14 protein-coding genes and 1 riboswitch are annotated in these 22,418 nt (G+C 46.8%); of the genes, 2 read left to right on the forward strand and 12 right to left on the reverse strand.

What is annotated here, in order from left to right; all coding sequences use genetic code 11:
* Nucleotides 1-29: 29 nt before the first annotated feature.
* Complete coding sequence (locus RXV91_RS13010) at nt 30-671, reverse strand: SDR family oxidoreductase (protein ID WP_316440208.1); 642 nt, start codon at nt 669-671, stop codon at nt 30-32.
* A gap of 136 nt (nt 672-807) precedes the next feature.
* Between RXV91_RS13010 and RXV91_RS13015 the strand changes: the two genes are divergently transcribed.
* Entirely contained in the window at nt 808-1,332 is a 525-nt protein-coding gene (locus RXV91_RS13015; RefSeq protein WP_316440209.1) for a GNAT family N-acetyltransferase, read from the forward strand.
* A gap of 139 nt (nt 1,333-1,471) precedes the next feature.
* On the opposite strand, the gene addA is transcribed toward RXV91_RS13015, so the two are convergent.
* The 11 genes from addA to pyrR form a co-directional block, all read right to left on the reverse strand.
* Nucleotides 1,472-5,221 (reverse strand): helicase-exonuclease AddAB subunit AddA, encoded by a 3,750-nt coding sequence (gene addA, locus RXV91_RS13020; RefSeq protein ID WP_316440210.1) that lies wholly within the window; start codon nt 5,219-5,221, stop codon nt 1,472-1,474.
* A complete protein-coding gene (locus RXV91_RS13025) occupies nt 5,214-8,816 on the reverse strand; it encodes a PD-(D/E)XK nuclease family protein (protein ID WP_316440211.1) in 3,603 nt (1,200 codons plus the stop codon). The genes addA and RXV91_RS13025 overlap by 8 nt, the downstream gene beginning before the upstream one ends.
* A 398-nt stretch (nt 8,817-9,214) precedes the next feature.
* Complete coding sequence (locus RXV91_RS13030) at nt 9,215-10,318, reverse strand: DMT family transporter (protein WP_316440212.1); 1,104 nt, start codon at nt 10,316-10,318, stop codon at nt 9,215-9,217.
* Between the two features lie 15 nt (nt 10,319-10,333).
* Nucleotides 10,334-10,972, reverse strand: coding sequence for an orotate phosphoribosyltransferase (gene pyrE, locus RXV91_RS13035; RefSeq protein WP_316440213.1), 639 nt, complete (start codon nt 10,970-10,972; stop codon nt 10,334-10,336).
* A gap of 1 nt (nt 10,973) precedes the next feature.
* Entirely contained in the window at nt 10,974-11,687 is a 714-nt protein-coding gene (pyrF, locus tag RXV91_RS13040; protein WP_316440214.1) for an orotidine-5'-phosphate decarboxylase, read from the reverse strand.
* Nucleotides 11,684-12,601: a dihydroorotate dehydrogenase gene (locus RXV91_RS13045; protein WP_316440215.1), complete on the reverse strand. Its 918-nt coding sequence runs from the start codon at nt 12,599-12,601 to the stop codon at nt 11,684-11,686. The genes pyrF and RXV91_RS13045 overlap by 4 nt, the downstream gene beginning before the upstream one ends.
* Before the next feature lie 43 nt (nt 12,602-12,644).
* Nucleotides 12,645-15,821 carry a carbamoyl-phosphate synthase large subunit gene (gene carB / locus RXV91_RS13050; RefSeq protein ID WP_316440216.1) on the reverse strand — a complete coding sequence of 1,059 codons (3,177 nt, stop codon included), beginning with the start codon at nt 15,819-15,821 and terminating at the stop codon, nt 12,645-12,647.
* Complete coding sequence (locus tag RXV91_RS13055; protein ID WP_316440217.1) at nt 15,814-16,908, reverse strand: carbamoyl phosphate synthase small subunit; 1,095 nt, start codon at nt 16,906-16,908, stop codon at nt 15,814-15,816. Before RXV91_RS13055 ends, carB begins: the two co-directional genes overlap by 8 nt.
* A complete protein-coding gene (locus tag RXV91_RS13060; RefSeq protein ID WP_316440218.1) occupies nt 16,905-18,197 on the reverse strand; it encodes a dihydroorotase in 1,293 nt (430 codons plus the stop codon). The genes RXV91_RS13055 and RXV91_RS13060 overlap by 4 nt, the downstream gene beginning before the upstream one ends.
* Nucleotides 18,198-18,200: 3 nt before the next feature.
* On the reverse strand, nt 18,201-19,136 hold the full coding sequence (locus tag RXV91_RS13065; protein ID WP_316440219.1) for an aspartate carbamoyltransferase catalytic subunit: 936 nt from the start codon (nt 19,134-19,136) through the stop codon (nt 18,201-18,203).
* A 145-nt stretch (nt 19,137-19,281) separates the two neighbouring features.
* The gene (pyrR, locus tag RXV91_RS13070) at nt 19,282-19,824 is read right to left on the reverse strand and encodes a bifunctional pyr operon transcriptional regulator/uracil phosphoribosyltransferase PyrR (protein WP_316440220.1); all 543 of its coding nucleotides are present in this window, start codon (nt 19,822-19,824) and stop codon (nt 19,282-19,284) included.
* Between the two features lie 781 nt (nt 19,825-20,605).
* On the opposite strand from pyrR, the gene RXV91_RS13075 reads away from it, so the two are divergent.
* The gene (locus RXV91_RS13075) at nt 20,606-22,195 is read left to right on the forward strand and encodes a PucR family transcriptional regulator ligand-binding domain-containing protein (protein ID WP_316440221.1); all 1,590 of its coding nucleotides are present in this window, start codon (nt 20,606-20,608) and stop codon (nt 22,193-22,195) included.
* A 101-nt stretch (nt 22,196-22,296) separates the two neighbouring features.
* Nucleotides 22,297-22,395, forward strand: a riboswitch (purine riboswitch).
* Nucleotides 22,396-22,418 lie beyond the last annotated feature (23 nt).

Raw genomic sequence — 22,418 nt, forward strand, 5'->3', positions numbered from 1 at the left:
CATGGTCGCTAACCCGTCTCAACCTCAGATTAAGCTTGTTGAACAGCCTCCGAGATTGGGGTATCGCCATTGATCAACGCAATGGTTTTACCGACCGTTTCGGGGGTGTGTAACGTTTGAACTGTAAAAGTTGCGACATCATCACGCGTAATCTCACCGCCAACGTCAGGGTTAACGGTTACTTTGCCAGTACCGGCATCATTAATCAACGTACCTGGTTGCAAAATGGTGTAATCCAATTGGGTTCTGTTTTTTAACCATTCGTCAGCATAATACTTCGCCACGTAGTACGGTTGTAATGCTCGTGGCCAACGACTCCGATCCGGTGTAAATTCAGCGCTGATAATCACATACCGCTTAACACCCGCAATTTCAGCCGCTTGCATTGATTTGACAGCACCATCCAGATCAATCATCAAAGTCATATCATAACCCGTTTGACCGCCAGATCCCGCTGCAAACACGATTGCGTCCATGCCATTAAAAGCCAGCGCTAAATCTTCGGGCTGAGCCATTAAGTTAAATTGTACTGGTTGGGCACCAGCATCCTCGAAAGCTTCGCCCTGTTCTGGTTGGCGAATACCTGCGTACACCTGATCACCTTGAGCCACTAACTTGGAAACGATTTTCTTACCAATCTGCCCGTGGGCGCCAATCACAAAGATTTTCATCTGGGTCACTCCTGTCCTTTAATTAAGTTTCATTATAAAACTTACTTGTGCAAAAAAGTATCATTCTGTTCCTGATTTGTCCAGTTTACAGAATTAGCTTATAATATGAGTATCTAAATGAGAGTAGTGATAATTTATGTCAAAATACATTCGTCAGGCCACCAGTGCCGATTTGCCAGCCATAATGTCCATTATCGAACAAGGCAAACAAGCCTTGGCTGCCGACCAGATTCCCCAATGGCAAGACGGTTATCCGCTGGCTACTGATATTCAAGCTGATATTGATGCTAAAATTGCCTGGGTGCTCATCGTGGATAATCAGATTGCTGGAACGGCTGCACTGTTAACAACACCTGACCCCAATTATGCTGCTATTTATGATGGCAGTTGGGCGCCTACTAAGAACCACCGTTATGCCTCGATTCACCGCATCGCCATTGCCAGTGGTTACCACGGACAACACCTAGCTGACTTTTACTTTAGTAATCTCATTACCATGAGTTACCAACTCGGTTTTCGACAACTCCGGATTGATACGCACTTGTTAAACCAGCGGATGCAACACATTATTACCAAAGCTGGATTCGATTACCGCGGTATCGTCTACATGAATCATGACAAAAATGACCAGCGGAATGCCTATCAATTACTACTACACTAATATTTGTTAGCCACGCGGCCCTCGCCATTCGGCTTTAAACATCACGAACACTTTAATTAAGACCAAACTCAATAAAAAGCACGCCAGATTATTCTGACGTGCTTTTTCCAACTTTGTAAGCACCACCTGACAGCCAAACTTAATTAACTGGCACAAACACCTGTTGTGGCAGTGAGTACAAATACTGTTTAGTCACCTTTCTTGGATACATCGACGCTAGCGCTGCTGCATATAGTTTAACTTGACCAGCGTAGCGCGTCTTCAAATCTTCAGGCCGCTTGACGTGGTCCGTCTTATAATCAAACAAGGTTAACCCATCAGCCGTTTCTAAATAGCCGTCAATAATTCCATGAATCAGAACTTTTCCCGTTTCATGTTCATCAACATCGAAAATCTGACGTGCTGGAATCAGTAACGAGAATGGCACTTCGCGGTGCACCTTCGCCGGATTATCCAAAATTTGACTGCCCAGCGCACTCTGGTAAAAAGCCACGATGGTGTCAACTGCAATCAATTTCGCGACATTGGTCGTTAAGACCCGGTTAGCCACTAACCCATCAATCGTACTTTGAACCGTCGTTTCATTGACCGGTTTGGTCAAATCAAGTTGTTCTAAAACTAAGTGGGTCGCACTCCCAACTTCCGCACTGGTTGGCGCCTGCGTAGTTTGTAAAAATTGTGGTAACTCCAGTGACCCTGTCACAAACCGGGATGTCGGTCGTGAACGCCGCTGACTAACAGTCGGGTTCGCATTCATCAGCGGGGTATCCGGATCTTCAAAGATTCGTTTCACTTCTGATACCGATTGATATGCCGTCGTCGTCGTGGAAGCCTGGTGTGGATAATGAAAATTCAGTAACGTGGTCAGATAATCACGCGTTACTTGATCAACATCGATGGTGACTTGCTGTTCAACTCGTTCAAGCGCATCAGGTTGAGTACCCGTTACCGCTTCACTTTGCTCCGCCAGGACGGTGGTGGCATCTCCCAATTCAACGGCTAGCTTGGTCGGATCATCCGTCAATTCGTAATTGGGCCATTCATCTCCCCAATATGCCTTCATGGCCGGATGCCGCATCACGGCCATACCGACCCAATCTAATTGATTAGTCGTAGCAATTCGTGCCTGAGCACTCAAAACGCGCCCGTCGCTAGCAAAGGCCCGCCGCCATTTTTCGGTCGCGGTATCAATATCCTTGATTGTTCCAACCAAATAGAGCTGTTGCTGAGCTCGCGTCATCGCGACATATAGTTTCCGCATCTCTTCGGCTCGCATCTTCTTGCTGACTACCTGCTTAGTCACAACTTGTGGCAAGGTCGGGTATTTCACACGCGTTTCCGGGTCCAAATAAGTAATTCCAATCCCCGCTTCTCGGTCCAATAGCGCGCTCGAGCGCGTATCAGTCTGATTGAACTGCTTATCCATATCCATCACGAAAATCACGGGGTATTCAAGCCCCTTGCTACCATGAATCGTCATTACGTTGACCGCTTCCGCATCAGTCTCGGCCACGGCAGCTGCCAAGTCCTGGTCCTTTTCCTGCATCCGGCGAATAAAACGAACGAACTGAAATAAGCCCTTAAAACTGCCCTGTTCATACGTATAAGCACGTTCATATAAAGCATGGAGATTAGCCTGACGCTGTTTACCAGCTGGCATTCCGCCAACGTAGTCTAAAAAACCAGTTCGTTCATAGATTTGCCAAATCAGGGTTACGATTTGATTACGTCGTGCCAGATCTCGAAATTCAGTCAATTGTGTCAAAAAGGTCTCGATCTTAGCATAAACTTGATCACCATATTCAGTCGCCGGACCAGTTGGATAATGATGATAAAAGTCCTGGACGGCTTGAAAATAATCACTCGTTTTATTCTGGATACGCAAATAAACTAATTGATTTTCGTCTAATCCGACAATTGGCGAGCGTAGAACCGCCACTAACGGAATATCTTGATATGGGTTATCGATAATACTGAGTAGTGCCATCATGATCCGAATCTCAGTGGTTTGAAAATAATTCTGGGCATCATTGACCACAACGGGAATGTGATACCGTTTGAAAACATCAATAATTGTTAAATTATGATTACGTGTTGGTACTAGTAACGCCACGTCGCTGTAACGAAACGGTCGGTATTCCCCATTAGCACGTTCATAGATTGGCTTATCTTGGGCCTTAAGTGCCAAAATCTTTTGGGCGACCATCGTGATACTCCCAACGGCAGGATCATCAATTGAAAAATTGGTTTCATCCGTGGAAACATCCTCTGTCGACTTGTCAGTTTCCGTCTGGTAAAGTAATAGATTCGTCGTTTGTGGCATATCGGCCGGATAATCCTTGGGCCCATACTTGAGGTAAGCCGCTTCATCATAATCAATTTGCCCGACCGGCGCGTCCATCAGCTGACTAAAGATTAGGTTAGTCAAATGATCGACATTCGCCACCGACCGGAAGTTTTCAGCTAATACGATTCGTTCCCCGTGTTCGGGATTCGTCCCAAAATCGTGATACTTGTGCAAAAATAATAACGGATCAGCTAATCGGAACTGGTAAATCGACTGTTTGACGTCTCCCACCATGAACATATTTCCTGGCTGGTCGCGCGCCAACAGCTGCAAAATACTTTCTTGCAAAGAGTTAATATCTTGATATTCATCAACCATAACTTCTTCAAATTGGGCCCGTAACTGCGCCAAAGCTGCCTGACCACTTTCATTGTCACTCGTTAAGATTTGCAACGTTAGGTGTTCCAAATCCGAAAAGTCCAGGACGTGTCGCCGCCGTTTTTCAGCTGCAAAAGCCGTCTTAAACTGCTTGGTCGCATTCACTAGCTCAGTCACAATTGACTTTGCCCCTACCATAATATCTAAGACTTGCTGCTCATCGGCCGCAAAATAGGTCTCGCTAAGGGTGGTCATTTGTTTCTTGACACCGTCAACAAATGTGCCCATAGTTTTGGCCCGTGCAGTCTTCTCCGGCTCGTCCTTATAAGTTTTTTTGAGAGCTCCAATCTTGAAAGTGGCGACTTGAGTACGTAACTCATTCCAACTTGCCGTTGCCAATTGTTCACGGAGCGTCGTCAGCGCTTTTTGTGCTGTAGCGAGTACCTCAAGCGTTTTCGGGACTAAGTCAGCATCCGTCGCAACTTTTTGTGCCTGTCGTAATTTCATTTGCATCCCATCGACTTCATTAATGAGCAATGGTAATAATTGTTGTTGATAAAAGGCACTGGCCGTTAACGCTTCCTCATCCACCTGATAAGGTTCCGGCAACTTGCTCAGCCAGCCTTCCGGATCCGGGGTCGACTGGGCAAAATCAAATAACCGAAAAATCAATCGACTGAGACCATCATCACTTCGATCATTAGAAAAATTCGCTGTTAATAAGTCAAATAACGTACCATCTTCATCATATAATTGTTCACGAACACTGTCCCAAACCTGATCACGAATGAGTAACCCCTCAGTGTTGTCCGTCAATAGGCGAAAAACAGGATCCAAATCAATAACGTAGTAATAACGCTGAATCACGCGGAGACAAAAAGCATCCAGCGTACTAATATTGGCTACCCCGAGCAAATTTAATTGCTGCCGTAATTGCCGAATCGCTGGTGACGCCGTGGTTTGCGCCGGATTGTCCGTCATTAACTGTGAGATTCGCTTATTGATTTGCGATTCCAGCTTTTGTTTCATATGCTTGGCAGCTAAGTTTGTAAACGTCACCACGAGTAACTGGTCAATATTCGTGCCGGCCAATATCTTGCGCATAATACGTTCGATCAATACGGTTGTCTTTCCAGAACCAGCCGAAGCTGAAACTAACAAGTTATTTCCCTGCTGTGCGATAACAGCTTGCTGGCTGGGTGTATAGTGTGTACCCTCACTCATGGTTTTCTCCACCTTTCTGTGTCTTCAGTAAATCAAGAACCTGTTTGGCTGATAATGGCGGTAGATCCCGATAAGCATTTTCTGCCAGCATTGCATCAAACTGCATAATTGATAGATACGGCGAATACTGTAAAGCAGTCGTCTTATCGTTCAGCCGGATTGGATTTAGTTGAATTTCTCCAGCGAAAATCGCTTCAGCAGCTGCAATAATCAATTGACTATTATGCTGTAATAATCGTTCTAACTGGTCATTCGTCACCAGTGAAGCTGCACGCCCCCCACTATACGACCCATCCTTTTTACGTGCGAATGGGTAAACTTTCGAGGTCCCGTTACCTTGTTGTAGTTCGCTATCTAAATGTTCCAATAGCTGCGGATCATCGAGCAAAATTCCCTTATACTTATTCTTCTTTAGGAGCGCTGCTTCAAAACCGCCCTGAATATCTTTTGGTTTCAGAGTTGGATTTTGAATGTGCATGTAAAGTGCGCCGGCTAATTTAACCGCAGCTTGATCAGAACCGACTAAAGCTTGCTCGTTGTGCAGCACAGCATCCAAATAAGTTAACATTTGCATTGCGAGACCATAGTAAGCCTCTTGAAAATCAAATTTATGTTGGGATGACTTATAATCGACGATTCCCAGGTAACTTTGATCTGCCACTTGGATTTGGTCGAGACGGTCAATCTTCCCCCGCACGTGCACACTATGCGTTGCATCAATTTGAAAATCGAGCGCTTTTAATCCGTGTTCCTTGCCAACGTTACCAAATAAGACCTCGGTTTGCTTCGGTTCAGCGGCTGACAGTTTACTTTGATTGCGAATCGCAAACGCAATCTGCCGGACTGTGTTGATTAACTGCCGTTGCAAGTAAGCCATCCGGTTAGAACTCGTCAAAATTGTAAACTGTGGTTGATCTAAGATTTGACGGGTCACAGTCTCTAAATACTGTCCTAACTGCTGATCACTGGCTTGGGCCAATGGGATTTGATCAGACCGTAACGCCTTGATGAGCCCATCTAAGACAGCGTGGAAAAACTCCCCAGTACTAGCAGCTGATAACTCGAACACATCACGCTCACGCAGTTTGAGCCCATATTTCAAGAAATAAGCGTACTGATTACGATAAAATTCTTCTAGTTTTGAAATTGACGTATAAATTTGATACCCATACAAAGCCTCAACGCTGGCTGGTGTCAGCTTGACAGGTTGATTGCGATAACTTAATCCAGCCATCAATTGACGTGCTAGCTCACCGAATTGGGGGTCATGCGTCAATTGTTGCCGTAACCACACCCAAACCGGAGCAGGTTGTAATGGTGCGCCAACACGATTACGGTCAGTATTCGTCGTTAACACATCGCGGTAAACCTGAATCACATGACTAATCGTCCGGCGCTTAGTCCCAACAAATGGCCGAGCATCGGCATTAGTCGGATCAGGCGTCCCAAGATAAGTATGTTCTCGCAAATTGAACTGACGTTGAATTCGCCGCACATAGTTGGACCAATTTAAATCTGTTTCTTGATCATCTTTTAACGGGGCACTGAAAAACAAGTGTCGACGGGCACTTAAAAAGGCCAAATAATTCAGACAACTTTCATCACCAAGCTGAACGACAGCTGAATCATTTAAATAGTGATCACCATCTAACGAACTGAGCGTTGGTTGCAAATTTTCTTTATCCACATCACTCAATAAGTTGTTCGTCATAATCCGGTCAGGCATCACTAAATCGGTTGCTCCAACCATGAAGACAACTTTATGGTCCTGACTTTGAACCATTCCGCTCTCTGAAATTAACACCTGGTCCAACGTCGACGGAATTTGCGAGTAACTAGCACCTTCAAAGCCCGCTTGTAATAGTGCCAAAAAGTCCGTAATTTCAAATGGCTCTGCACCTAAGATCGTCACGTATTCATCTAGCATCCCACAGAAAGTTTGCCAGGTCTGCTCAGGCTCGGCAGCTGCCCGGACATCTTGGCGATCCAAGGCTTGATCGCGCCAAGCTAATAACTGGTCCGTAACGCCCTGGCTTGTCAGAAAGTTGACCAGCAATGTCACGGCTGCTTTGCCATCCGGTGCTTGCCGCATTTTTTTAAAAAACGGTGGTAACGTTTCAGCAACAAAGTGATGAATCAAGTTGATTTGTCGCGAAATTTCAGCATTTTGATCCGTCTCGACCCCGGCATCACCCTCGGTTAATTGAAAGTATTGCCAATCTTCCTTTTGTACCCACCGCTGGCCGTGATAGCCACTTTTCAGAATGAAGTTTTCGGTCAAGTCCACCGCTTGACGATAAGCTTGGCGTTCCATCGGCTGACCGTCAATGATCGGTAGTAATAATTCAGTCTTTAAAACTCGCATAACATCACGATATTGATACTGCTGCGCGTCGATATCAAACAACGCGTTAATCAACTCGACTAACGGATGGTCGGCCATTGAACGCTGCAAATCCACAAAGTATGGTATTTCTAATTCATGAAAAGTCGGCGCTAACATCGTTTGGTAGGCATCTAAGTGCCGTGTCATGATCAAGAAGTCCCGATAATGATAATCGTCGGCGGGATCGGCATGCTTTTTCGCGACCATTGCCCGAATCATGCGGCCAACTTGTGCCAATTCGGTCTGTCGACTATCGGTCCGGAATAAATGCACATTCGTATTCGGCTCCTCGTGACCGGTAGCCGCTTGGGGCTGACCACGCCAAAAATCATCGAGAGCCACTAAGCCGGGAGCCACGCGCGGCGTGTCAGCATAAATATCTTGGCTAACCGGAATCTGACGAATACGTGCATACTGATATAGCCGATAATAAAGCCGGCCAGATTGATAAAACAGCGTGCCATTTTCTGGCGCCCGGTCAACGACTTTGTGATCAAGCATCAAACTGATTGTCACGTCCGCGCCCTGTTCCAGCATAGTCGTGATAATTCCCTGTTCCTGAGCCGGTAATTGAGCAAAGCCAGCGAGTTCCACATAAACGTGCGTTCCGTGCAAGTCTTGATGCCGTAAGTAAGCATTCAATTGAACGAGAATATCAGCGGGCTTAAGATACTTATCCGCAGTCGCCGCCACAAAGTCTTTGTAAACGATCGCCAGATCATGTAGCTTAGCCTGCAAGTCACCCGCCTGAGCAGTCGCTGCCAATTGAACCACATCTTCTGGCTGCAAATTAGCAGTCTGTAACTCATTAATTTCACGAGCTAGTTGAGTCACAAAACCCGTTTGCGAGATTTCACCACCAAACAATCGCAGCTCATCGGCATGCCGTTGTAGAATGCGATATAATAGCATGTCAATCCCAGCAGCGGAGAGTCGTGGCACTTGATAAGCTGCTTCATTCTTCATCAAGTACCAAGCGAGACGGGTAAATGAAAAGACCTGAACCTGAGTCTGGGCATACAAATCTGGTTGCCCAAATGCCTGTGCCAAGCGGTTCAACACGTCAACTTCAGTATCGAACTTAATATGGTTCGGTACCAAATAGAAAAACTGATCTTGTGGCTTAGCCATCAAGGTTGCCACTAACTGTGCCACCATGGTACGGCGATGGTCCATCTTAGCTGGTCCCAATACAAATTGTAAGCTCACCACTAATTCCTCCTCTGAACTGAACAAACGTTCTCATTAAGTTAGTCTCATTATCGCATATTTAACCGGCTAAAAAAACACCTAACCCGTAAGTTAGATGTTTATTATCGCGTCCATTAAATACCACGTTATTCAGCCAAATGACCCATGTGCTGCACGTCTTAATTCTCAACGTTGACGGCCACTGCTGCCAGATATGCGTCGGATTTATAATGGCTTATTGTGCCCGGCGTCCAGTATCGTCTTGTCATCCTGATTTTAAATTTTAGAAGCTTTAACGAACGTGGTCACGGCTTAATGTGGGCAACTCGCACGGCCGCTTATTCATCCGGCTGCAAGTCCCGACCTCAAAAACACCTTACCGATCATCCGGTGACACTTGCCAATCCTCAGAGTGCTTAAAAGACGCGAATTAGCACAACCCCCACAATCATGACGAGCAAGCCCATCAACTGGACCCCCGAAATTGGGTTCTTTTTTGAAGCAAACCAGCCAAATTGATCAATCATTAAACTACCGGCCATTAGTCCGACTAAAACAATGACGACCGCTAAACCAGTACCAACGACCGGAACCAAGTAAACATTACCCAAAACATACAGCGCACCAATCATGCCACCAATCCACATCCACCAAGGATTAGGCGTCTTAGTTGGCCTAATCAATTTGAATTGAGGTCGCAAGACTAACACGATGACGATCAGCCCCAGAGTACCAACTAAAAAAGAAACAAATGCCGCGTGCACTGTGGAGCCAAGCACCCGACCTAGGTGCCCATTGACCGCAGTTTGCATCGCACTGAGCATTCCGGCAACCACACCTAGTACACGCCAAATTCCAAGGCCACTTTGGTCAGTGTCAGTAGCTGTATCTTTTTCCGCTGTTTCAGTGATTCGATTATGCCGCTGTTCGAGCCACCCCTGAGCCGCAACGGTGATGATGACCCCCGCCAAAACTAAAATTGCACCCAAAAATCGGGTCATCGTCAATGTACTTTGGGGTGAGTCGAACCAACCAAAATTATCAATCAATAGCCCGGCCAAAATTTGACCAAGCACGGGCATAATAACGGTTTGAACACTACCCAGCTTCGGAAACAACAAGATATTGCCAGTTAAGTAGACGACCCCCAACAGCCCACCCAGCCAAATCCAAACCGGTTGACTCGTAAATAACGTCGTCGAAAATCCTAAAGTATGGACATCAATTAGTGTCATTATCGCCAAAAACAACGTCCCCACAGCAAAAGATATTAGGGAGGCGCCAAATGGGGACCCCACTGAATTGCGCAATCGCGAATTAATACTCGTTTGCATTGGTAACCCAATCCCGATTGCTAAGCCAACTAAAACTGCTAACATCGAATATTCCCTCATTTCTTTATCTTGTCTTAACAATCTGTCACAGGTTAATATTAGCACGAGCCGGTAACTAAAATAGTCATGAAAATCGTCTGGATAATCCAGCTTAATTTTCATGACTATTTTAAATATGCCAGCCATTTATGGTGAGTAATCCTAATCAGTCACTCCCCAGTGTTCCGGATCTTGACGCCACGTATGCAATGAAGCTAATTCCGCGTCATCAATGTAATCGGCCTGGCGGGCAACCTTGATCAATTCAGGATAGTTGGACAAGCTGAACAGTGGTAATGACGCAGCGGCAAAGTTTTGTGTCGCAGCGTCTAAAGCGTAACTGAAGATTGCCCCAACGGCCTGAATATCGCCACCTGCTGCTTGAACGGCCTTGGCCGCCTGCAAAACACTACCACCGGTCGAAATCAAATCATCCAACATGACAACTTTTTGACCAGGCTTTAACACCCCTTCGATTTGGCGGCCAGCACCGTGATCCTTGGGTTTAGCACGAACGTAGATCAATGGTAGATTTAACAATTCCGCCACCCAGGCTGCATGGGGAATGCCAGCCGTTGCGACCCCCGCAATCACTTCGGTCGCTGGATACTCACGCTTGATAATAGCGGCAATGCCCTGCGCAATATGTTGACGAACCGCCGGATAAGAAATCGTTAATCGGTTGTCTGTATAAATCGGACTTTTAATGCCGCTAGCCCAGGTGAACGGGTCGTTGGGCCGTAGTGTAACGGCTTTGATTGCCAATAGATCCGTAGCGATAGTTGCTGCAATTTCACTCATATTAGTTACTCCATTCTGTCATAATATCGCGATACGCTTGAACCGGATCAGCGGCCTGCGTAATTGGTCGTCCGATGACGAGACCATTGCTACCAGCTTTAGCAGCGGCGGCGGGCGTCATCACCCGTTGCTGGTCATCTGACTGCGCCGACGCTGGGCGAATTCCCGGCGTAATTCCGAGAAAATCGCCACCGACGGCCGTGTGAATCGCCTGAACTTCTTGGGCGGAACAAATGACGCCATCACAGTCACTCGCCCGTGCTAGTTTGGCATAATGCACGACACTCGCCCGTACCGTTCCCATGATCTGCTGGTCCTGATTCAAAATAGCTTGATTAGTCGAAGTTAACTGCGTAATCGCTAACAGCTTGGGAGCAGTAACTCCAGCGGCCATTGCACCCGCGACCAATCCTCGTTTGGCGGCTGCGAGCATCACGTGCCCACCCGCAGCATGAACCGTCGTATAGGTTACCCCTAACTGCCCAATCACCCGCATTGCGGATTCGACGGTATTGGGAATATCATGTAGTTTCAAATCTAAGAAAACCGCATGGCCGCGAACTTGCACGTCCGTCACAATCCTCGGTCCCGCTGCATAAAATAACTCCATGCCGATTTTGACAGTGACATGTAACTCAGCCGGAAATTGGTCTAAAAAAGCTAAGGCCCGTTCGGCGGTGGGAAAATCTAACGCAATGATAATTGGTCGCTTCATCCTTGGACCTCCTGAATCAACGCTTGCAAGCTGGTGATTCCGTACTGATCCATCGCCGCCGGTAAGCCAGCAATAATGTCGGTACAAGCAGTCGGGTGACCATACGTTGCGGCCCCAACTTGGACAGCATTTGCACCAGCCAAGTAAAACTCCAGCACATCAGCCGGCGTGAACACGCCACCAACGCCAATAATCGGCAACTTGGTATGTTGACGCACGTCATGGATCATCCGAACAGCGAGTGGATGAATGGCTTTTCCAGATAAACCACCCGTACCATGCGCTAAGATTGGTTGGCGTGTGGCTAAATCGATGCCCATACCCGTTAACGTGTTAATCATCGTCAGTCCAGCCGCTCCACCAGCTTCGGCAGCGAGTGCGATGGGGACAATGTCAGTGACATTCGGGGTCAGCTTCATGAAGACTGGTTTATCGACCGCGGCAACGATCGCCTTAGTCAACGCCGTTACCGTCGCTGGATCAGTTCCAAATGCTAGGCCGCCATGGTCGACGTTTGGACATGAAATATTGATTTCCAATAATTTGACGTTAGGTGCCGACGCCATTTTTCGTGCGACCGCTACGTATTCATCGAAGCTCGCCCCCGCGACACTCCCAATAATCGGCAAGTCCGGATAATGGGTCGCTAACCACGGTAGTTTGTCGGCCAGCACATTGTCAATTCCTGGATTTTTGAGTCCGATTGCATTGAGCCACCCCGCCGTTGTTTCCGCGGTCGTTGGTCGTGGGTTACCCACTTTCGGTTCGGCGGTGGTCGACTTGATAACCAAGCCTCCCAACGCACTCAGATCTAACTGTTGAGCCATCTGTTGACCGTACGCCGCCGTACCACTGGCTGGCATAACTGGATTTTTGAGCGTAACACCAGCTAGGTTTACTGTTAATCGTCCCATCGTTTTCCTCCTAATGATCAAGCTTGTCAGCGGGTGTCCTGATTTAGAGCGCCTGCGTTACAAATGATTGTGACTCCCGTACTTGCAAGATAGCCGCGACCGTATCTAAAGCCGTGAACAACGGAATACCGTGCATAATTGACGTGTTTCGAATCAGGGTGCCATCATTTTCAGCCTGTTCCTCATCCGAAATCGTATTAATGACTACTTGGACTTCGCCGGCTTCCATGCGATGCAGTAAATCATGCTCGCCACTATCAATCTTGTCGACGGTCGTTACCGGTAAGCCTGCTGTCATCAAGGCAGTTGCGGTCCCGCGAGTAGCCAGCAATTGATAACCTAGCGCATGGAACCGCTTGGCTAACACCACCGTTTCCGGTTTGTCCTCATCGCGAACGGTCAATAATACATTACCGTGGCTCGGCACGTGTAGCTTAGCCGCTTCAAAGGCTTTGTAAAGCGCCTTTGCCATCGTGACATCGCTGCCCATGACTTCACCCGTTGACTTCATTTCTGGTCCCAACAAACTGTCCACACGATTCAACTTTGAAAATGAAAAGACCGGCGCTTTGACGTGTACTAAGGGACCCGGTGTGACTAAGCCAGTCTGATAGCCTTGTTCAGCCAATGACTGGCCAAGGATTGCCCGAGTCGCGACTTGAGCCATCGGAATGTTCGTGACCTTGCTTAAGAATGGCACTGTCCGGCTCGCACGCGGATTGACTTCAATCACATACACTTGGTCGTCGTGAATCACGAATTGAATATTCATCATCCCGACACAGTTGAGCGCAATGGCTAATTTTTCAGTATAATCCACAATTTGTGCTTGGACCGCCGCTGAAAGTGACTGCGGTGGATAAACGGCCATCGAATCACCAGAATGAACACCCGCCCGTTCGATATGTTCCATAATTCCTGGAATCAACACCATTTGACCGTCACAAATGGCATCAACTTCACATTCCTTCCCGACCAAGTAACTGTCCACCAAAACGGGATGGTCATGTGAAACCTTAACCGCGTTATGCATGTAATAGTCTAAGTCGGCCCGCTTCTTGACAATTTCCATCGCCCGGCCACCAAGGACATAACTAGGGCGGACAAGGACGGGATAGCCCAACTTATCCGCAATAGCTAGCGCGGTTGCTTCATCACTTGCCGTATCACCAGCCGGTTGTGGAATGGCTAAGGTTTTGATGACCTTATCAAATTCGTCACGGTCTTCCGCCCGGTTGACATCCGCCACACTCGTCCCCAAGATTTTGATACCATGGTCAGCTAATGGTTTTGCTAAGTTAATCGCTGTTTGACCACCAAATTGCACAATAACGCCCACTGGTTTTTCGAGTTCGATCACGTTTAAGACGTCTTCAATCGTCAGTGGCTCGAAGTACAATTTGTCTGATACTGAGAAATCAGTCGAGACAGTTTCCGGATTACTATTCATGATAATCGCTTCATAGCCAGCTTTTTGGATGGCTTTAACGGAGTGAACGGTGGCATAGTCGAATTCCACCCCTTGTCCAATGCGAATCGGCCCTGACCCTAACACTAAAACGGATGGGCGTTTCGTGACAATACTCTCATTTTCAAACTCATAAGTGTCGTAGTAATAAGGTGTCTCCGAAGCAAACTCACCGGCACAAGTATCGACCATCTTATAAACGGGCGCTAGTTTATGCGCTAAGCGGAAGTCGCGAACCTGGTCGATCGTTTCGTGCCAATAGTCAGCTACCGTTTGATCGGCGAAGCCATTGCGTTTAGCGACAGTTAGTGTCTCTATGTCATCCGTATGGGTACGCAAGGCTTGTTCGATTTCAATAATGTGTAATAGCTTATCCAGGAAGAACACGTTGATCTTGGTGAGTTCGGCTAATTCATCAATCGGATAACCGCGGCGAATCGCTTCCGCTAAGTAGAATAACCGGTCATCCTGCGCGTGAATGAGCTTATCGCTGAGTACATCATCGTCAACACTGCGCAAAGCGGGTTCTTCAACGTGGTGCACGCCAATTTCTAATGATCGAACCGCCTTTAGTGTGGCTTCTTCAATGTTACGTCCAATCGCCATGACTTCCCCGGTTGCCTTCATCTGGGTCCCCAAACGGCGATCGGCATGAGTGAACTTATCAAACGGCCAGCGGGGAATCTTGCAAACCACGTAGTCCAACGCTGGCTCGAATTCAGCGTAAGTTGTGCCCGTCACCGGATTTTTAATTTCATCCAAGTACAAACCGACCGCGATTTTGGCGGCCATCTTGGCAATTGGGTAACCAGTCGCTTTTGAGGCTAACGCTGATGAGCGACTGACCCGCGGATTTACTTCAATAATATAGTAATTAAAACTATTCGGATCGAGGGCCAACTGAACGTTACAGCCCCCTTCAATCTTCAAAGCCCGGATAATCTTCAAAGCCGCATCCCGTAATAATTGCACTTCGCGATCTGCTAACGTTTGAACTGGTGCATAGACGATTGAATCACCGGTATGAATCCCCACTGGATCAAAATTCTCCATATTGCAGACGACCATCGCGTTATCGGCAGCGTCACGCATTACTTCAAACTCAATTTCTTTGTAACCGGCAATACTTTGTTCAATCAGAACTTGGGTCACTGGAGACAACGCCAACCCATTTTCAGTAATGTCGTGTAATTGTTGGGGTGTTTCAGCAATTCCACCGCCAGTGCCCCCCATCGTAAAGGCTGGCCGCACAATCACTGGATAACCCGCTTGGGCTGCAAAGTCCAGCGCTTCCTCAACCGTCCGCGCAATGCCAGAAGCTGGCACTGGTTCGTCCAATTCTTCCATAAGTGCCTTAAACTGTTCCCGGTCTTCTGCTTGATCAATTGCACTGAGCTTCGTCCCTAACAATTCAATGTGCAACTCATCAAGAATACCTGATTTGGATAATTCCATCGCCATGTTCAAGCCTTGTTGACCGCCTAAAGTTGGCAAAATCGCGTCCGGATGTTCTTTGCGGAGAATCTGTGAAACAAATTCAAGCGTAATTGGTTCCAAGTAGACCTGGTCCGCAATTTCTTTATCCGTCATAATCGTTGCGGGATTAGAATTGACCAAGACCACTTCATAATCGAGTTCTTTTAATGCCAGGCAAGCTTGTGTCCCAGAATAATCAAATTCTGCGGCCTGACCAATAATAATTGGTCCTGAACCAATTACCATAATTTTATGAATATCTGTCCGTTTAGGCATCGAAATGGCTTCCTTTCCGGGCGGCTTGATTAGCGGCCATCAAATCAATAAATTCGTCAAAAATATGATCAGCATCGTGAGGACCTGGCGCTGCATCCGGATGGTATTGCACGGAAAAGGCCGCGTAATCACGATGTCGCAAACCTTCCACGGTACCGTCATTAATCTCTTCATGGGTGATTAGCAAGTCAGTCTGACCTAGTGAGTCCCGATCAACCGCGTAACCATGGTTCTGCGACGTAAAATCAATCCGTCCAGTTGCAATCTCACGAACAGGATGGTTAAATCCGCGGTGCCCGAATTTCATCTTGAACGTATCCGCGCCGTTTGCTAGCGCAAAAAGTTGATGTCCGAGACAAATTCCAAATAGCGGCACATGTTTTTCCACTGCTCTGATCATCTCTAAGGCCCCCGGAACATCTTTGGGATCACCAGGGCCGTTCGTCAACATCACACCATCCGGATTCAAAGCCATGATTTCACTGGCCGTGGTATTGTACGGCAACACCGTTAAGTTACATTGACGCTTTGCTAGTTCGCGTAAAATCGAATGCTTCAAACCAAAGTCGACAACGACCACGTTGGGACCTGTCGCTGGGTTGGGATAGGCGTTATTCGTTGAACTCTGAGCAACAACGGCCCGATTTAATTCCGTGACTTTGAGCCGATCAACCGTATCTGGTAAGACGTTATCAACGATGGTGGCCTTCATCGCGCCCTTCGTTCGGATATGTTTAGTGACCGCCCGCGTATCAATATCCATAATGCCAGGAATCGCATTCTGCTTTAGATAATCGTCCAATGACTGAGCGTTACGCCAGTTACTGGCTCGCCGGGCAACTTCGTGAACAACAACGCCCTTACAAGTTGGCTTGATTGACTCATGGTCATCCCGATTAATGCCGTAATTTCCAATCAAAGGATACGTAAACATCAAGATTTCGCCATTATAAGACTGGTCTGTGATCGACTCTTGATAACCACTCATGCCGGTATTAAAGACTAATTCACCAACCGTCGCCGTTGTCGCACCAAAACCCGTACCGGGGTAAATCGTACCATCTTCAAGTACTAAGTATCGTTTCATGCTTGCGTTTCCTTTCCATATGCCAACTTACCGTCAACTAGTGTCATTAAGACATTGCCATAAACGGGCCAACCGATAAACGGGGAATTGTGCCCCTTCGATAACATGGTGGCCGCTTCGATTTCATATTGATGATCTAAATCAATAATGGTTAGATCAGCCGGTGCCCCCACTACCAACCGGCCAGCTGTATTTAAGCCAAATAGTTCAGCCGGGCGCGTGCTCATCAGTTCAATTAAACGACCGAGCGTCAGTAACCGGGTCTTGACCAGCGCCGTATATAGCGTGGCAAAAGCGGTCTCAATCCCGGTAATCCCGAAGGCGGCCGTCTTCATGCTGCCCTGTTTTTCGGCATCAGTATGCGGCGCATGGTCCGTCGCAATCATATCGATCGTGCCATCCAATAATCCCGCAACTAACGCTGCGCGATCCTTGGCTGAACGCAACGGTGGGTTCATCTTTAGCATCGGGTTATCCATCGTAATATCTTCATCACAAAGGAGTAAATGATGGGGCGATACTTCACAAGTCACGTTGATGCCAGCTGCTTTCGCATTACGAATCACGCGTAAACTTTCCGCCGTTGAGACGTGACAAACATGATAGTGAACCCCACTCGCTTCTGCTAACATGACATCACGGGCCACTTGGGCCGCTTCTGAAACATTATTGATACCAGGCAATCCCAGCCGGTCAGCAACGGGCCCCGCGTTCATCACGCCATGGTGATAAAGCGAATCATCTTCAACGTGTGCCGCCAATGGCAACCCAGCTTTAGCAGCACCTTGCATGGCTGCAAACATGGTTCCGGCCGTTTGAACACCGGAACCATCGTTACTGACGGCAAAGGCCCCCGCCGCTTTGATGCCGGCAAAGTCAACGAGCTGTTCACTAGTCCGCCCAGTCGTAATGCTGGCATATTGTGCGACGTGAACATGTGCTTCCTGCTGATTACGCGCCACCATCGTCGCGACCCGCTCAGGTGTATCGGGTACCGGATCCACATTAGGCATTGCTCCGACCGTTGTGAAACCGCCGTGCGCCGCGGCTAACGTTCCGGTCGCAATCGTTTCCTTCGCTGTTTGGCCTGGATCGCGTAAATGAACGTGCACGTCGACAAAGCCCGGACTAACAAAGTGCTGATCGGCACAAATGACGTGATCCGCCGGCCCAAACTGATTGTGTAGTTGATGCCCGATCGCCTTAATTCGGCCCTCAGCAATCAGGATATCCGTTGTTTGTAACTGCCCAGCTTGCCACACTTGCGCATTCTTAATTAATGTTGTCATGCGTTAAACCTCCACTTGAGTTGCTGAAATTAACCCTTGATGAGCGAGGACGCTCGCCACCATTGCCATCCGAATATAAACACCATTTGTCATCTGCTGAAAAATTCGTGATTGCGGCGCTTCAACTAAGTCACTTGCTAATTCAACACCCCGATTAACTGGTGCCGGATGCATGATGATGGCCTGCTTAGGCATTCGTGCGGCGCGTTCAGCTGTTAGCCCATACTGTTGATGATAGGCAGAAGCATCGAAGGCCTGATTGTTCACTTGCGATAATCGTTCGTGTTGGACCCGTAATAACATCATGACGTCCATCGTTGCGACTAACTGGTCCATCGTCTGATATTCGCCATATGCTTCAAAGTCACGGCCATACCATTCCTTCGGGCCACCAAAGTAGACCTTAGCCCCTAACTGTGTCAATAACGCCATATTAGAACGTGCCACCCGCGAATGTGCTAAATCACCCACGATAGCAATTTTTAGACCATCGAAATGCCCAAATTCTTCATAAATCGTTAACATATCTAGTAACGATTGTGACGGATGCTGCCCACTCCCATCACCGGCATTGATCAGGCCCATATCAAAGCCAGCCTCAAGTAACGGTTGATAATAACGATCGCGCGGATGCCGAATCACAGCTAAATTAATCCCAATCGCCTCAATCGTCTTCAAGGTATCTAGCAAACTTTCACCCTTAGTCACCGAACTGGTCCTCGGGTCAAATGGAATGACCTGCAAGCCTAGCCGTCGTTCGGCCATCTCAAAACTCGTATGTGTGCGAGTACTATTCTCAAAAAACAAGTTCATCGCAAATGTTGGCTGTGCCAACTGCAACGTTTTACCATTCTTAAAGGCCTGCGCCAACTTCAGGTAGGCCATCACGTCTTGATTACTGAATTGTTCAACACTAACTAGGTTTTGACTCGTTTTCATGGCTATCGCCGTCTCCTTTGTGTACAAAAAAGTCTAGCTTCCGCAAAAATGTTTGCAAAGAGGCTAGACTCCGATTAAGTGGTCACGCATGACCAAACCGTTTCGTTCCTCTCTGGAAACAATTAAATGGTTTTATTCAATTAAATCATTCTTCTAATTTTTCAATACTAATGCCATCATGACCGTCGTGTTCTTCAAGCGCCACACTGACCTGTTCATCTAAGGCGGTTGGGATATTCTTGCCAATAAAGTCGGGCCGGATTGGCAATTCACGATGGCCACGGTCAACTAATACGGCCAAAGAAATCTTCGCGGGACGTCCATGGTCCATCAAGGCATCTAAGGCGGCCCGAACCGTCCGTCCAGTGAATAAGACATCATCCACTAAAATTACATGCTTCCCATTGATATCAACAGGAATATCAGCACCATTTAGCTTGGCTTGTCCGGCAACATCAACCGCATGATGATCATCCCGATATAACGTAATATCTAACGAACCAACTGGCACATCAACGTTTTCCAACTGTTTTAATCGTTGCGCTAATCGCTGGGCCAAAAAAATCCCGCGCGTCTTGATACCGATAAACACCAGGTTACCAACACCCTTGTTTTGCTCAATAATCTCATAAGTAATCCGCGTCAGCGCGCGGCGCATGGTCATTGCATCAACGACTTCTCGTGCCATTAGTTTGTCAGCTCCATTTCTGTAATTTCACCTTAACCTGCGGGTTGAAAAAAAGGCCGTCCCATTTTCCTGTGAAAAGCGTGGGCGACCCTAACATGACCGTTCCCCTTGTTAGCCTCACAGGACTAAGTTAAAGGTGCTTGTTTAATTGGACTAAGTGTAACGAACTCCACCACGACTGTCAAGGGTTAATCAACCCGAGTACCTTAATTATCTGTTGACTTTGAGCGTTTACCATTAATATTGGTATGTAGCATTGGTCCAACACGCCATACCCCTTAGTCAAAATAGTCAGTATAAATTGCTGAAAAAAAGTCACGTTAGTGTAACCTTACTCTGTCAGCATGCCGGTTTCCAAGCATTGCTAAAACGTAATGGACACAGATTTAAACCAATGCCCACACCTTAAATACTAGTCCACCACGCTTCAAAGTGACACTGTCGAAACGCATTTGGTTTCACTGAAGGCTGTGCTGGCTACGCCAATCGACTGACAATAAGCTCACACATTAATCCGCAGGCTGCTACGTGAGTTCAAATCGATGTCCACCCTGATTCAGCAATTGACACCCAGCCCCGGAAATCAGCATAAGATCCACACGCGCTGATGAACAGGCATCCAGCTAACTGGCACGTTTTACCAACATTGAAATCTATTAACCTATGATACTAATTCAGCACTTCATTTGTTTTTAATCTATTTTTCATTTAATTATAGTCAAACTGCCAAATTATCGGTATACTACTTGTTAAAGATAACTAATTTTAGGGGGGACTTACCATGCGTTTACAAACACTATTACAAACACCATCAATGCAACATATGCGGGTAATTGCGGGTGAACGCGGTCTCAAGCGCGAAATTAGTAATATTGGAATGATTGAATCACCCGACATCGCCAACTATCTCGCCAATGGTCAATTTTTGATTACAAATGGCTACCCATTTATTAATACGACAACGGACCCCTCGACCTTAATCAAAGCAATGCACAATGCCAATTGTGCTGGTCTTGGCTTTAAGGATCATCGTTACGTTGACCATTTGCCCAAAAAGGTGCTCGCTTTAGCGGATGAATTAGCCTTTCCAATTATTATCACACCCGGCGATGAGCTGATTTCTGAAACCATGCGTAAAATGTTAAGTATTATTTTAAAATCCCAGACTAATGAGCTTAGTCGGATCGTTACGGCTAACCAAGCACTTGCCGATTTGTTGTTAAAAGACCCAACTAATACGACCGTCTTGAATAAGTGTAGCGAGCTCATCCACCACCCAATCTTTTTAATGGACAGTCATTTTCGCGTTGTCAGTGCCTCACAAGACCTGCCAATGACGCGTCACACTTTGACAAACTTTTTACGTAACCAGACCGATATCGACTATTTCAACCTTAATACCCGCGTCATTCTCCCCTACCAGACAACTGACTTAACCATTATGCCGCTGTTTTCAGCCTACAAAGAAAACAAGGCTTTTGTTGGCGTTCTAGACCTGGATCCAGCCAATTCAACTGATCAGATGCTCACACAAGTCGTCCTTAATACTCTAAGTTTCGTCAACAGCCGCGTAGACATGTTGAACGAATCAGCTTTTCGTAATCAAAGTGGCTTCTATTTGAATGTTATGGACGGCGGTATTTCCAATGAGCTTGTGAATAAGACTCTGAAAGCACGCAACATTGATCCAAGTACCAAATTCCACTGCGCAACCATTCTAGTGACCACGACTCATCAAGCATTATTAAGCAACCACCTCTTAGAACAAGTGCAACAACTCACACTGTGGTTTATTAAAGAATACCAAGCAGCCGTCATTGTGTTTTCATTAAAACAACAATTGGTCTTATTAATTAATGACCAACAAAATGCCCAGCACTTTTTAACGGCTCTCGTTCAGTTTATTCAGCCTAAGTTAGACAAACAAGCTCGTTTGATTGCTGGTTACAGCTATTCGACGTTGCCCTTGACTGAGCTCGCAACCATTTATAATGAAGCCGCGGAAGCTTTAGCACTCAGCAGGAATAGCCCCCATGCGGTCACGATTTATCGACCTAAATACGTCAAAGAACTGATTTCATTGATTCCACAAAACGAAGCCCGATCCTTTGTCGAACGTGTCTTAGGCGGACTTGTCAGTAGCGTTAGTGCTCACGAGCAGCTTAACTTACTGACGACTCTATATGGTTACTTTTATTACCATCAAAATATCGCGGAAGTTGCTGGTCACCTCGACATCCATCGGAATACCGTAATTTACCGGCTCAAAAAAATCGAAAAAATGCTGATGTTAAATTTGGACGATCCTGAACAGACCCAAACACTTGAAATGGCCGTGTTACTTTGGCATAGTCAGCAATCGCAAAAGTGAACGTTTTCATTTTAAGTTTTCACAAAAATGTCGTTTTTACGAACATTAATTTATTCGGCAACATTTGTATTCGGTTTTCATCTGTGCTAGAATAAGTCTCATTCAAATAAGTGGTAATTGCCTATATAATGTCATGATATGGTTGACGAGTTTCTACCCAACCCCGTAAAGGTTGGACTATAAGCAAACGAGGTCATCCCGTTTGCCGGGGTGACTTTTTTTA

It is taken from the genome of Lactiplantibacillus sp. DA1 (assembly GCF_032681335.1).
Classification (GTDB): domain Bacteria; phylum Bacillota; class Bacilli; order Lactobacillales; family Lactobacillaceae; genus Lactiplantibacillus.